The following is a 12,616-nucleotide window of genomic DNA, read 5'->3' as shown; positions in this document are numbered from 1 at the left end:
TGTGGGGCATCCCGGCCAGCCCCTACCGCAACATGGATGGCGTGCTGCTCGCCATCCGGCATGCGCGCGAAAGCGGCATCCCGTATCTGGGCACCTGCGGCGGCTGCCAGCATGCCATTATCGAATATGCCCGCAACGTGCTCGGCTGGATTGATGCGAACCATGCCGAAACATCGCCCGAAGCCGCGCGCGCGGTCATCGCGCCGCTGGCCTGCGCGCTGGTCGACGCCACCGGCACGGTCGACCTCGTTCCCGGCAGTCGCCTCGCGACGATCTACGCCGGAGCGCAGGCCACCGAGGGCTACCGCTGCAGCTTCGGCGTGAACGAGGCGTTTCGCGACGAACTGCTGCGCGGCCCCTTGCGCCTGGCGGCCACCGACGCCGACGACGGCGAGGTGCGCGCGGTGGAGCTGGATAAGCATCCGTTCTTCGTCGCCACCCTGTTCCAGCCCGAACGGGCCGCGCTGCGCGGCGAGTCAGCCCCGCTGATCAACGCTTTTGCGGCGGCCTGCGCCGAATGAAGCCAATGCCAGTTCGGAAGGAGACACGATAAGCATGATCAAGTCCCTCTATGTCGCCAAGCAACGCCGAGGGGAACAACAGGCTGTGCCAGAAATACGCCTGATTGCCAACCGCGGCATCGTCGGCGACCGTAACTTCGACAAATCGAAATGGCCGGGCCAGAACATCACCTTCGTCGAAGCCGAGGAAATCGCCAGGTATAACGGCGCCTACGGGCAGGCCATTGCCGAACACGCGACCCGGCGCAACGTGGTCACCGAAGGCGTGCGCCTGAACGATCTGCTGGGGAGGGAATTCAGCGTTGGCGGCGTGCGCTTCCGCGGCATCGAACTGTGCGAGCCCTGCGCCATCCTGGGCGAGCTGCTCTCCAACCAGGACCTTGCCAAGAAGGACGTGGTGAAAGCGTGGGTGGGCCGCGGCGGCCTGCGCGCCGACGTGCTCTCGGACGGCATTCTGGCAGTGGGCATGCGTTTCGATCTGCGCGAGAATGCCTGATACGTAGCGTGCCATTCGCGGAGATCAGACATGTTCGACATCCAGAACTACGGCAGCTTTCTCGCCGCCATCCTCGTGTTCCAGCTCATCCCCGGCGCCGGCACCATCGCCATCCTCAACGCCACCGCCCGCAACGGCATCGGTGCGGGTCTGGGCGCGGTACTCGGCACGCTGTGCGGCGATCTGGTCTACATGCTTGCCGCCGTCGCCGGCCTCGCCGCGGTGATGAACGCCAATCCGGAGCTGTTCCGCGCGATGCAGTGGTTCGGCGCCGGCTATCTGATGTGGATGGGCTTTCAGCTGCTGGGCCGGCCGGTGCACGACGTGCCCGCCTGGGACGAGCCGCAGAAATCCGGATGGGTGTATTTCCGCCAGGCGCTGGCGGTGAGTCTCACCAACCCCAAGGTCATGCTGTTCTTCGTCGCCTTCTTCCCGCTGTTCCTCAGCCCCGGCGCTTCGCACGCGACGCTGATCGCCATGATGGTGCATGTCACGCTCATCAGCCTCCTGTACCAAGCGGGGCTGGTGCTGCTGGGCAACTCCGTCGCCAAACGACTCAAGACCCTGCCCTTCGCCCGCAAGCTCGCTACGCGCTTGGCCGGCGTGGCGCTGATCGGCTTCGGCGTCAAGCTGGCGACCGGCAACCGCTGACGCCGGCTAACCAGCGCTCGATTCGAACAGCGCCATCAGCCGCCGGTGGTCCAACGCCTCGACGCGGCGTCCCCTGCGCCCGACCATCGTATCCGCCGCGAGCATGGCGTTGATCACCGCCTCCTCGACGCTTTCCACCGCGGCCATGAACAGGGCGTCGAGTTCGTCGCTGCCCAGCGCCTCGAAACTCAGCCGCGGCGGCTCCGGCAGCGGACCGGGATCGTTTGCGGTGGTGAAGGCGATGAAGATATCGCCGGAATTGTTGCCCGAGGGCGTGCCGCCGCGGCCGATGCCGATGGCCGCCCGGCGCGCCAGGCGTTCGAGTTGATTCGGTAACAACGGCGCATCGGTGGCCAGCACGACGATGATCGAACCGCGCTCGGCGTTCCAGATCGGTGCACCCGGCATCTCCCTGCCCACCGGCACACCGCAGACGTTCAGCCACGGACGCAGGCCGTGGTTCGCCTGCACCAGCGCGCCCAGCGTGTACTGCCCGGCGCCCGTCGAAAAGCGGCGCGAGGCGGTGCCCGTTCCGCCCTTGAACTCGTAGGCGATCATGCCGGTGCCGCCGCCGACCGAACCTTCGGCGAGCGCCCCTCCCTGCGCCCCGTCGATCGCCGTGCGCACGTGCGCCTCGGTGACGTGGAAGCCCGCGATGTCGTTGAGATAGCCGTCGTAGGTCTCCGCCGCCACCGGCAGAATCCAGACGTCTTCGCCGACCGCCGCCGGGAACCGCTCGGCCATCCAGCGCGCCGTGGCGTGGTGTGCGAGGCCGACCGACAAGGTGTTGGTGATGGTGATCGGCCCGGTGAACCAACCCGCCTCGCGAATCCAGTGCGTGCCGGTCATCTCGCCGTTGCCGTTCATCGAGAACGTCCCCGCCCAGACCGGGTGCAGCAGATCGTCCGACGCACGCGGCAGGATCGCGGTGACACCCGTGCGTACCGACTCCGTACCCTCTGCAAGCGTGGTATAGCCGACGGCGATGCCGGGAACGTCCGTGATGGCGTTGAGTGGCCCGGGCGTTCCAGGCATCGGCAGACCCAGGCCACGGGCGCGCGGCCGGCCGTCGGCGGCGTGTGAACTCGGGGGGAACTCGGTCGACTGATCGGCCATCGGCTTGCATCATCGTTGGGAGAAAGCGCCATTCTAGCCAGAGGGCACGTTCATATCACGACTGCAATGGCAAAGCGCCTCAGCGGCGCCTAGCCCGCCTGGATCAAAAGCGAGCACTGTGCAACGCCCAGCCAGGCCTTACCTGGCAAATATCGGATAGCCGTCTATATCTAGAGTTGGGGCGCCGCTCTCGGGGGAGATTGTCATGTCGGAACCGGTCTTGGCTGGATTGACCCTGCTAGCATGGAGCATCGGCATGGGCGTTTTCATCGTCCTGCTCAAATACTGCGGCGGCTGCAAAAAAGCCAAATGCGATGCTCGATCCGAATCGCATGCGAAGCCCGCCCCCGGCGCCCGAACAGACGACGCTCCCTCGCCATAGAAAAGGTCGTCAATTCGAAATTGGCGAATAATCTCCCTCCTGCCGAAAGCCGGAACGGTGTCGCTTTTGACTCACGCCCCCGAGTTTCTATATCCTGCGCCACGTCTAAAGGGGAGTAGCCGCCCTCCGTCTCGAGAGGGGTACGCGTCAACAGACTTGGCCGGTTTCCGGCCGTGGCGCGCACGACCGATTGGTTTGGCGAGACCTTTGGCATGCTGCTCCCAGCACGGGCTGGGCGCGCAGCGTGTCAATGGTCCTTGAGCCCAGCCCGATCGGATACCCCATGTCAGGTTTACTGCACCCGTTTCTGGTCTCCACCGGAGTGGTCGCGACCGCCGAGTTCGGCGACAAAACCCAGCTCCTCGCCATCGTCCTGGCGTCCCGTTTCAAAAAGCCGCTCCCTATCATCCTAGGCATACTGCTCGCCACCCTTGCGAACCACGCCGTGGCCGCCTGGCTGGGGGAGTGGCTTGGCTCTCTGTTGACGCCGGAGGTGCTGCGCTGGGTCCTGGGCGTTTCCTTCCTGGCCGGCGCGGCTTGGATACTCATCCCGGACAAACTGGACGAAGACGATTCGTCCACCCCGCTGGCCGCATACGGTGCACTGGCCGCCACCTTCGTCGGCTTCTTCCTCGCCGAAATCGGCGACAAGACCCAGATTGCGACCATCGCCCTGGCCGCCAGATTCGAAATGCTCGGCCCGGTCGTGGCCGGCACCACCCTCGGCATGCTGATCGCCAACGTGCCCGCCGTGCTGCTCGGCCACTCTGCGGCCAACCGGATACCCGTGACGCCGATCCGTATCGTAGCCGCCTGTCTGTTCGTGATATTGGGACTGCGCGAGTTGCTGTAAACGGCGCGCCTGCATTTCAGAGCCACGCCTGCCGGCGTATCCTGCCGAAAACCACGAGCGGTTTCCAACCGTGGCTCCGTCCTTGCCACGACAAGGACGGAGCCATCGAGGCGACCAATTTAGACCATGGGATTGCCGTTCGCGGTCGTCTCCGGCACTTCTTCCTTCACGTCCCAATGCTCGACGAGCCGGCCGTCAACGACACGGTAGATATCGACCACCGCAGTGCCGCTATCCTCGGCCGTCGCCTGAAACAGCGTGTGGGCCACCACCAGATCGCCCTCAGCCACCAGACGGGCGACGGTAAAGCGCCCTTCCGGCAGGTTTTCGAACATCGGCCCCAGAAAGGCCTCGAGCGGGGCACGGCCGTTGGCCACATGCGGGTTGTGCTGGACATAGTCCTCGGCAACGAAGTCCTTCAGCGCGGTTACGTCGTAGGCGTTCCAGACCTTGGCGTAGAAATCGGCGACAAGCATCTTGTTGCGTTCGCTGAGCGGAATTTCGCTTTGATTGGACATGGTTGTTTTCTCTCCTTGTTCGAAAGGCTTATGGCTAGATTCGAAGGGCCGCTAGCAGACGGCGCCGAGATGCTTGCGCCGCGCCACGTGGCGCGACATCCAAAGCGCGGCGAAACTCGCGCCGAGCAGAGTCAAGGAAACCAGGGGTAGACCGCCGAGGCCGACGACGGGTGCGAGGCTGCCGGCGGCGAATGAACCCGCGGCCATGCCGACGTAGATCGCCGACGCGTTGAGCGCAAGCGCGAGACCGCCGGCCTGCGGCGCCAGCTCCAACATCCGGCGCTGCTGCGAAGGCATGAATACATCGCTGCCGATGGCCCAGAACACGAGAATCGCCAGCGCGAACGGGAACTGCGGCGGGGCGAAGCGGAGCGCGAAGAACACGCTCATCAGCCCCAGGAGCGCCACGGCCACGGCGCGGTCTGCGGACCACAGGCGCGCAAGCCTGCGCACCAGAAGATTCCCCAGAATACCGGCCAGGCCGTAGACCATCAGCGCGGCGGACACGGCCTCGGCACCGACCAGGAAGCGATCGCGCAACATCGGCACGATCATCGTGTAGCTGGCGAACACGCCAGCCATTTCCAGCACCATCACGACGATCCCCGAAGCCGTGACGGGGCGGACGAGCGTTGCAAACAAGTCGCGGGCGTTCACGCGCTGGCCTGGACCGCCGTCTTCGACGAAGACGGCGATTAGCCCGGCGGCCGCCAGCGTCGCCAGGCCGATCAGGACGAACGTCGGCCGCCAGCCGATGGCGGCTCCCAGCCAGGTCGATAGCGGCACGCCCACGACGGTGGCGATGGTCATGCCGCTGAATACCACGGCCAGGGCATGGCCGCGCTGCTCCGTGGTGACGAGACTCGCCCCCAGCGCGGAAGCGCCCGGGCCGAGCGCCGCAGCGCCGATGGCCGCGATGACGCGCATCGCCAACAGCAGCGGATAGCTTGAAACGAGCGCCGACCCGAGCGTCCCCGCAGCCAGCAAGGCCAAACCCAGGAGAACCAGCCGCTTGCGCGACCAGTGTCCGACCAGCATCTGCAGCGTTGGCGCGCTGGCGGCAAAGGTCACCGCGAACGCCGACACCAGGAAGGCAACGCAGCCTTCGCCGAGATCCAGCGACGCCGCGATCCGCGGCAGCGTTCCGACAACGGCGAGAGAGGCCGTGCCCATGCAGAAATAGGCAAGGCTGAGAACATGCAGTGAGAAATTCCTGGACCGGTCCGACATGACACCCTCGGGAGAAACATTTGACGGGTGTAAAATACGGGCGTCCTCGTCATAATTGAAATCGATTGTCAGTATTCGACATATAATCAATATGGATGACAAGAACATCGACCTCAACCTGCTGGCCTCGCTCGACGTACTGATCGAGGAAGCAAACGTCACGCACGCCGCCGCGCGCCTAGGCATCAGTCAGCCCGCGCTGTCGGCACAGCTCGCCCGCCTACGCGACCTGTTCGACGATCCGCTTCTAGTGCCCTCGGAAACCGGCCGCGGGATGCTGCCGACCGTCCGCGCGCTGGAACTGAAAACCCCGCTGCATGCCGCGCTCAAGGACCTCGAAGCGGCGGTCAGGCGCCCCTCCACCTTCGACCCGCTGACCGACGAGCGCAGCTTCGCGATCTCCGCCAGCGACTATGCGACCGTCGTTTTCGGGCTCACGCTCATCGAACGCCTGCGCGCCGTAGCGGGCCGAGGCATTCGCATCAGCTTCCAGAACGTGCGTACGGACGCGATCGGCGCGCAACTCGAACGCGGCGACCTGGATCTTCTGATCGGTTCGGAGCGAATGGTTCCGCCCACGATGAAGGCGCGCAAGCTGATCGACGAACGCTTCGTGATGATCCAACGCAAGGGACATCCGCGCGGCACGGTCGCCGTCGACCTGGACGGCTACTGCGCACTGGAGCACGTGCTCGTCTCGACCAGCGGGGGCAGCCTGCACGGCTTCATCGACGAGCAGCTCGCGGAGTTGGGCTACCGGCGTAGCGTCGTCCTGTCGGTGCACCAGTTCATTCTCGCGCCCATGGTCGTCGAGGCGACCGACTTCGTCTCGACCGTGCCGGAGCGTCTGGCCCGCCGCTTCGCGGATCGCATCGACATATTCGAGCTGCCCTTCGCGGCCCGCGGCTTCAGCCTGTACGCGGCATGGCATCCGCGCAGCCATGCCGACCCCGCGCACGTCTGGCTGCGCAATCGACTGGTCGAGGCGAGCCAAAGCGAAGACGCGCGAGCATACGACGAGTAGTCCGCACGGATACGCTCTGCGTCTCAGATGAAGAAGCGCCGACGACTTCATCTGCCCGCCTTCGCGGGAGTTATGGTCGGTCTGTCCATGCGTCGCTCAAAAATCGGAAACACCCACGTCCCGAAACGAGCGTCAATGCACTGAGGCGGCAGGACGCGGCGCCGACAACCGCCCTACACCACATTTGTCGAAGGGGCCGATCGCCGCAGCAGCGCATTGCGCGCCGCCCATTCCTCGGCCGGCTCCAGGCTCTCGAGGAACTGGACCTTGCCGGCGGCCAGCACCGCCACCGGCAGGCCGTCGCGGTACAGCACGCGATTGCCGGTCAGCGCAGGCAGCCGCCCGCCGGGCGTGAGCACGCCGACCAGGTTGAGCGGATCGGCGGCCGACAGCGAGATCCAGCCCTGCGAGGCATCGCCGGCAGCGACCCGGCGGCGCGCCTCGCGCAGCGGGCCGATGGCTTCCGGCAGGGCGAACTGCTCGCCGGAGAAACCGGCCACGAAACGCCCACCGCGGATCTCGCCGCGCGCCTCCAGGCGGCGGTAGCATCGCAGCAGATCGCGCCACGGCGGCAGCCAGCCGGCCTCGCGCTCCAGCATCCGCCAGAACACCACGCCGTAGCGGCGCAACAGCGTGCGGGCGATGTGCTCGACCGCCTCGCCGTCGCCCTGCCTCGCGGCGTCCGATGGCGGGCGCCGCGCCAGCGCCCAGCGCCCGGCCGCATCCATGCCGAATCCCGCCACGCGCGGGCGCCGCCAGCCGGGCCGTGGTCGGCGGCGGTCGGCCGGCAGCAGCAGCGCACGCAGGCCGGCAAAGCTGTCGGAATTCACCAGGCCGGTCGCCACCAGCTCGGCCAGCGCCTCTTCGACCTGCGCGCGCAGCAGGCCGCTGCCGTCCAGCAGTTCGTCGAAGAACGAGGCGCCGTGCTCGCGGATGCTCGCGGCGACCGCCCGCGCAGCGGCGCTCAGGTTTTCCTCGGAGGGCGCGGCGGCGAAGCGCCCCCACAGCCGCGCACTGCGGCGCAGCATCAGGGCGATCGGCGTGGTGCGCACCGGACCCGCGCCACGCGAACCGCGTTCGCCGGCCGCGCGCGGCGTCAGCCGAGCCCAGGCGACACGCCCGGCCAGACATTGCTCGTCCAGCCAGACGGGATCGTAGTCGGCGATGCGCGCCGGCAGAAGCTCGCTTTCCCAAGCGCCCGCCGCCGCCTCGAAGCCTTCGAGCTGCCCCGCCACGACGGCCACCGCGTCGGGCCCCTCCAGGCGTGCATCCGGCGCCACGTGCTGCCACTCGAACAGAAAGCTCAGGAAGTCGCGCGCGGCCACCGGTTCGATCTCGGCGCGCAGGCGCTTGACCGTGTAGCGGTGAATGCGCGCCAGCAGGCGCCGTTCGCACCATTCCTCGTTGGGGGCATCGGGCGTATAGCGCCCGCGCATGGCGAAACCCTCGGCCTCCAACGCAGCCAGTGCCGCAGCGATCGCCGAACCCGGCAGCGCCAGGGGCGCGCCCAGTTCGGCCGCGGTCACCGGGCCGAGGCCCTCCAGGCGCCCGCGCAGCACCTCGACCAGCGCCTCCTCCGCCGTCGCCTGCGGCTCGGCGTAGCCCGGCGGAGCGACGATGGCGGGTTCCATGGCGGCGTGCGGGAACAAGGTGCGGAACTGGTCGATCCGCTCGGCGGCTATCCACAGCGGTTCGCCCTCACCGTGCAGCCGGGCGACCCGCCCGGCCTTGCCCAGGGCGGCCAACCAGTCCTTCCAGTGCACGCCGCCGGCCTGCGCTTCAGCTTCGGTCAGAAAGCCCAGCAGCACCAGCGCGTCGTGCAGCTCGTCGGCGTTGACCGCTTCGGGCCACACCTCGCGGCGCACGCGCTCGATGGCCTCCGGGTCCAGACGGCCGAGCTCGGCCGCGCTCTCCGGGTCCATCCAGCGCCTGCCCATCACCGCCTGCGTGCGGCGCTCCTCCAGCGGCGCGTCGTCGAGAAAGGCGTAGGGGCGCGCGGACAGCACCTCCAGCGCCAGCGGCGACGGTTCCGACAGGTCGCAGGCGACGGTACGCACCGCGCCCGACTCGATGCCGCGCAGCAGCGCCTCGAAGCCCTCCACGTCCATGGCCTCGTGCAGGCAGTCGTAGAGCGTCTGTTCGACCAGCGGATGGTCGGGGATCTCGCGCTCGCCGGCGAGGTTCTCGAAGCACGCGATCTGGTCGGGGAACACCGCGGCGACCAGATCCTCGGCATCCATGCGCATGAACTGCGGCGGCACCTTCCTGCCCCCGCGAAAACGCGGCAGCGCCAGCGCAACGCCCGCCACCCAGCGCCAGCGCGTGATGAACATGGGCGCGTCGAGCAGGGCCTGGATCAGCAGGTGCCGCGCCGTGGCCGAGCTGAGATAGCGCGCCACCTCGTCCAGCGGGAAACTGTGCGCGGTGGTCAGCGACAGCACGATGTTGTCCTCGGTCGCCGCCGCCTGCAGCTCGAAGTTGAACTTGCGGCAGAAGCGCTTGCGCAGGGTCAGGCCCCAGGCGCGGTTGACGCGGCTGCCGTAGGGCGAATGGATCACCAGCTGCATGCCGCCGGCTTCGTCGAAGAAGCGCTCCAGCACGACGGTGTCGCGCGTCGGCAGACAGCCCAGCGCCGCATAGGCGGCCGCCAGGTACTCCACCAGCTGGCGCGCGGCCGGTTCGCCGAGCCCCACCTCCTCCTGCAGCCAGCGCTGCGCGACCCCGCCCTGCGGGGCGTCGTCCAGCCGCCGCGCGATCTCGGCGCGCAGGCGCGACACGGACTCGGACAGCTCGTCGCTGCGTCCCGGCGCCTCGCCCAGCCAGAACGGAATGGTAGGCGTCAGCCCCTGCGCGTCCTCCACGCGCACGGTGCCGCGCTCGATGCGCAGGATGCGGTAGGCGCTGTTGCCGAGCTGGAACACGTCACCGGCCATGCTCTCGACCGCGAAATCCTCGTTCACCGTGCCGACGACATGGTTCTCCGGCTCCAGCAGCACCTGATAATCGGCGGTGTCCGGGATGGTGCCGCCGCTGGTCAGCGCGGTGAGGCGGGCGTTGCGCCGCCCGCGCAGCAGGCCGTTGACCGCGTCGTGGTGCAGCAGCGCGCCGTGGCGTCCGCGGCGCGTGGTGTAACCCTCGGCGAGCATGCGCACGATGCCCATGAAGTCCTCGCGGGCGAGCGCGCGATACGGCCAGGCGCGGCGCAGCAGCGCGTAAAGCCCCTCCTCGTCCCACTCGCGCGCCGCCGTCTCCGCGACGATCTGCTGGGCCAGCACGTCCAGCGGACGCTCGGGGATGATCAGACGGTCCAGCTCGCCGCGGCGCACGCTGTCGAGCAACGCGGCACATTCGACCAGTTCGTCGCGCGACAACGGGAACAGCCGCCCCTTAGGCGTGCCGCCGACGCCGTGGCCGGAGCGCCCGACGCGCTGCAGGAAGGCGGCGATGGAGCGCGGCGAAGCGAGCTGGCACACCAGGTCCACCTCGCCGATGTCGATGCCCAGCTCCAGCGAGGCGGTGGCCACCAGCGCGCGCAGCTCGCCCCCTTTGAGGCGTTGCTCGGCGTCGAGACGTTTCTCCTTGGCCAGACTGCCGTGGTGCGCCGCCACGTGCTCCTCGCCCAGACGCTCGGCGAGATGCCGGGTCACGCGCTCGGCCAGCCGCCGCGTGTTGACGAACACCAGCGTGGTGCGGTGCTCGCGCACCAGCTCGGCCAGACGGTCGTAGACCAGCTCCCAGACCTCGTTGGACATCACCGCTTCCAGCGGCGCGACCGGCACCTCCAGCGCCAGGTCGCGCGCGCGGCTGTGGCCGCTGTCGACGATGGCGCAGTCGGTGGCCCGCTCGCCGTCGGGCCCGGCGCCGACCAGGAAGCGCGCCACGTCCTCGATGGGCTTCTGCGTGGCCGATAGGCCGACGCGCTGCAGCGGACGGCCGGTCAGCGCCTGCAGACGCTCCAGCGACACGGCCAGATGCACGCCGCGCTTGTTGGGCGCCAGCGCGTGGATCTCGTCGACGATCACCGAGCGCGTGGTGGCGAGCATCCGTCGCCCGGACACCGAGCCGAGCAGGACGTATAGCGACTCTGGCGTGGTGACTACGATATGCGGCGGACGCTTGAACATGCGCGTACGCTCGGCGGCCGGCGTGTCGCCGCTGCGCACCAGGGTGCGGATGTCCACGTCCGGCAGGTCCTGCTCGGCCAGCAGCTCGCGGATGCCCTCCAGCGGCACTTCCAGGTTGCGGTGGATGTCGTTGGACAGCGCCTTGAGCGGCGAGACGTAGACCACGCGGGTCTCGTCGGGCAGTTCGCCGGCGAGGCCCTCGCGCACCAGCGCGTCGATCGCCGCCAGGAAGGCGGCCAGCGTCTTGCCCGACCCGGTAGGCGCGGCGATCAGCGTGTGCCGCCCGGCCTCGATCGCCGGCCAGGCGTCGAGCTGCGCCGGCGTGGGCACGCCGAAGCGACGCCGGAACCAGGCGGCGACCGCAGGATGGAACAGTTTGGCGGGAAGCTCCTCAGACATGGCAACGACCGTTGGCTATCCTGTCCGATAATAGCGCTACGGCGCCTCGCACGCTGTTTCGGGAGAAACACACAGATGCCGCAACTGTCCGCAAGCCTGGCTGCCTGGGGTACCGATACCTTCGCCGATACCTTGTGCGACGAAGTCCGCCGCCTAGGCGCCTCGCAGCTCCCGCTGCAGGACGGGCTGCGCCACGGCAGCTACGCGCTGGACGAGATCCGCGGCGCAATGCTGCTACGCGCAGAGGAAACGCCGCAGACCATTCAAGCCACGGTGGGTGTGTTCTACGCCGGCATCATCGCCGGCTGCAACTGTGCAGACGATCCGACGCCGGTCGAGGCTCAGGAGGAATACTGCGAAATCCGTTTGGTAATCGACCGCGCGGACGCCACCACTCACGTCACGCTGACCAACCAAACGCAAGCGAGGCTCGTGTCATCACACCCGCGCAGTCGACGCGAACAGCTCTGCGTTCCATCCATAACACTGCGGCGAGTTACCGAGTCCTCCGCTTGCCCCAGGCTGTCGTAACGTCGCTCGGCGCCGAATACGTACGAATTACATATCCAAAGGACTAACCACGCCCCGTCCGCCCTTGTACACCACATGGATGTATATCATCGTGGTGGCCACATCAAACGCGCTTGGTGCGGATCAGGTCGTCAAGCCAAGACAAACCGATGTTCAGCACGTCCCAATACAAGAACAACAAGGTCGATAGCGCCTGATTCTGCGTCGAGGCAGCCACTTACCGCTGCGCAGCCAAGTGTGTCAGAAACGCCTCAACTTCCGGCGCCCCCATCTCGCGGGGATGCTTCTTGCCATGGAACAGGATGAAACGCTTAATCCATTGAAGATATTGAGTTTCGGTGCGGATACTGTAATGTTTTGTGCGAAGCAGATCGCGGGTTTGATCGAGGAACTTCGGTGGAGGTGTGTTTGCATCCATACGTGAGGCCCTCTATTTTCATCCTACCAAGTAAAAACAGATAGATAGAACTAGAATGGTAGATTTATACACCGAAGGACCACCGAAATATACACCTTTACAGGTGTATATTGTTAGTTGGCCGAGATAGAAGGCTCCGCCGGATTCAGAGATCATTTAGGCTTCAGATTCATTTGCTTAGGCTAGAAAAACCGCACAAAATCTGATAGAAGTGAAGCGCGAATTAAGCGCGGCGCATAACGAGTTCATGCACACGCGCAGAATCAGCGCTTCAGATTTTTCAGAACTGCCCCTTCTGTTGCGAGGTCTGGCGATGCAGACTCGATTAACGTCCGTGTGGACTGACCGCCTTC

General features: G+C 66.8%; 12 protein-coding genes and 1 riboswitch. Of the genes, 7 read left to right on the top strand and 5 right to left on the bottom strand.

Annotation, left to right across the window (positions count from 1 at the left end; genetic code table 11):
• The 3 genes from P8014_RS18970 to P8014_RS18960 all read left to right on the top strand — a co-directional run.
• The coding region (locus tag P8014_RS18970; protein WP_337818892.1) for a gamma-glutamyl-gamma-aminobutyrate hydrolase family protein at positions 1-521 on the top strand (521 nt) is incomplete at its 5' end.
• A 34-nt stretch (positions 522-555) separates the two neighbouring features.
• Positions 556-1,017: an MOSC domain-containing protein gene (locus P8014_RS18965; protein ID WP_337818891.1), complete on the top strand. Its 462-nt coding sequence runs from the start codon at positions 556-558 to the stop codon at positions 1,015-1,017.
• A 30-nt stretch (positions 1,018-1,047) separates the two neighbouring features.
• Positions 1,048-1,668: a LysE family translocator gene (locus P8014_RS18960; RefSeq protein WP_337818890.1), complete on the top strand. Its 621-nt coding sequence runs from the start codon at positions 1,048-1,050 to the stop codon at positions 1,666-1,668.
• Positions 1,669-1,674: 6 nt separating this feature from the next.
• Here the strand turns inward: P8014_RS18960 and P8014_RS18955 are convergent, their stop codons facing one another.
• Positions 1,675-2,784: a P1 family peptidase gene (locus P8014_RS18955; RefSeq protein ID WP_337818889.1), complete on the bottom strand. Its 1,110-nt coding sequence runs from the start codon at positions 2,782-2,784 to the stop codon at positions 1,675-1,677.
• Positions 2,785-2,989: 205 nt separating this feature from the next.
• On the opposite strand from P8014_RS18955, the gene P8014_RS18950 reads away from it, so the two are divergent.
• Together P8014_RS18950 and P8014_RS18945 are read left to right on the top strand one after the other, a co-directional pair.
• Positions 2,990-3,166: a hypothetical protein gene (locus P8014_RS18950; protein WP_337818888.1), complete on the top strand. Its 177-nt coding sequence runs from the start codon at positions 2,990-2,992 to the stop codon at positions 3,164-3,166.
• 97 nt (positions 3,167-3,263) lie between these two features.
• A riboswitch (yybP-ykoY riboswitch) is annotated at positions 3,264-3,444 on the top strand.
• A 17-nt stretch (positions 3,445-3,461) separates the two neighbouring features.
• Positions 3,462-4,019, top strand: a complete 558-nt coding sequence (locus P8014_RS18945) for a TMEM165/GDT1 family protein (protein ID WP_337818893.1) — start codon at positions 3,462-3,464, stop codon at positions 4,017-4,019.
• 119 nt (positions 4,020-4,138) lie between these two features.
• Here the strand turns inward: P8014_RS18945 and P8014_RS18940 are convergent, their stop codons facing one another.
• Positions 4,139-4,537 (bottom strand): nuclear transport factor 2 family protein, encoded by a 399-nt coding sequence (locus tag P8014_RS18940; protein ID WP_337818887.1) that lies wholly within the window; start codon positions 4,535-4,537, stop codon positions 4,139-4,141.
• A gap of 51 nt (positions 4,538-4,588) precedes the next feature.
• Positions 4,589-5,767, bottom strand: coding sequence for an MFS transporter (locus P8014_RS18935; RefSeq protein WP_337818886.1), 1,179 nt, complete (start codon positions 5,765-5,767; stop codon positions 4,589-4,591).
• A 91-nt stretch (positions 5,768-5,858) separates the two neighbouring features.
• Between P8014_RS18935 and P8014_RS18930 the strand changes: the two genes are divergently transcribed.
• The gene (locus tag P8014_RS18930; protein WP_337818885.1) at positions 5,859-6,791 is read left to right on the top strand and encodes a LysR family transcriptional regulator; all 933 of its coding nucleotides are present in this window, start codon (positions 5,859-5,861) and stop codon (positions 6,789-6,791) included.
• 173 nt (positions 6,792-6,964) lie between these two features.
• On the opposite strand, the gene P8014_RS18925 is transcribed toward P8014_RS18930, so the two are convergent.
• On the bottom strand, positions 6,965-11,314 hold the full coding sequence (locus tag P8014_RS18925; protein WP_337818884.1) for a DEAD/DEAH box helicase: 4,350 nt from the start codon (positions 11,312-11,314) through the stop codon (positions 6,965-6,967).
• Between the two features lie 75 nt (positions 11,315-11,389).
• Here P8014_RS18925 and P8014_RS18920 point away from each other — a divergent pair, with 75 nt between their 5' ends.
• A complete protein-coding gene (locus P8014_RS18920) occupies positions 11,390-11,845 on the top strand; it encodes a hypothetical protein (protein WP_337818883.1) in 456 nt (151 codons plus the stop codon).
• A gap of 217 nt (positions 11,846-12,062) precedes the next feature.
• Here the strand turns inward: P8014_RS18920 and P8014_RS18915 are convergent, their stop codons facing one another.
• Positions 12,063-12,263 carry a phage integrase N-terminal SAM-like domain-containing protein gene (locus P8014_RS18915; protein ID WP_337818882.1) on the bottom strand — a complete coding sequence of 67 codons (201 nt, stop codon included), beginning with the start codon at positions 12,261-12,263 and terminating at the stop codon, positions 12,063-12,065.
• Positions 12,264-12,616 lie beyond the last annotated feature (353 nt).

The sequence above is a fragment of the Acidihalobacter sp. genome, from assembly GCF_037381185.1.
Taxonomy (GTDB): Bacteria; Pseudomonadota; Gammaproteobacteria; order DSM-5130; family Acidihalobacteraceae; genus Acidihalobacter_A.
Note: the sequence above shows the minus strand (reverse complement) of the source record. Positions and strands in the feature narration are given on the sequence as shown.

What these genes read in the sequence shown, in the direction of transcription:
- P8014_RS18965 (WP_337818891.1), top strand. Translation starts at nt 556, where the DNA reads ATGATCAAGTCCCTCTATGTCGCCAAGCAACGCCGAGGGGAACAACAG.
- P8014_RS18960 (WP_337818890.1), top strand. Translation starts at nt 1,048, where the DNA reads ATGTTCGACATCCAGAACTACGGCAGCTTTCTCGCCGCCATCCTCGTG.
- P8014_RS18955 (WP_337818889.1), bottom strand. Translation starts at nt 2,784, where the DNA reads ATGGCCGATCAGTCGACCGAGTTCCCCCCGAGTTCACACGCCGCCGAC.
- P8014_RS18950 (WP_337818888.1), top strand. Translation starts at nt 2,990, where the DNA reads ATGTCGGAACCGGTCTTGGCTGGATTGACCCTGCTAGCATGGAGCATC.
- P8014_RS18940 (WP_337818887.1), bottom strand. Translation starts at nt 4,537, where the DNA reads ATGTCCAATCAAAGCGAAATTCCGCTCAGCGAACGCAACAAGATGCTT.
- P8014_RS18935 (WP_337818886.1), bottom strand. Translation starts at nt 5,767, where the DNA reads ATGTCGGACCGGTCCAGGAATTTCTCACTGCATGTTCTCAGCCTTGCC.
- P8014_RS18930 (WP_337818885.1), top strand. Translation starts at nt 5,859, where the DNA reads ATGGATGACAAGAACATCGACCTCAACCTGCTGGCCTCGCTCGACGTA.
- P8014_RS18925 (WP_337818884.1), bottom strand. Translation starts at nt 11,314, where the DNA reads ATGTCTGAGGAGCTTCCCGCCAAACTGTTCCATCCTGCGGTCGCCGCC.
- P8014_RS18920 (WP_337818883.1), top strand. Translation starts at nt 11,390, where the DNA reads ATGCCGCAACTGTCCGCAAGCCTGGCTGCCTGGGGTACCGATACCTTC.
- P8014_RS18915 (WP_337818882.1), bottom strand. Translation starts at nt 12,263, where the DNA reads ATGGATGCAAACACACCTCCACCGAAGTTCCTCGATCAAACCCGCGAT.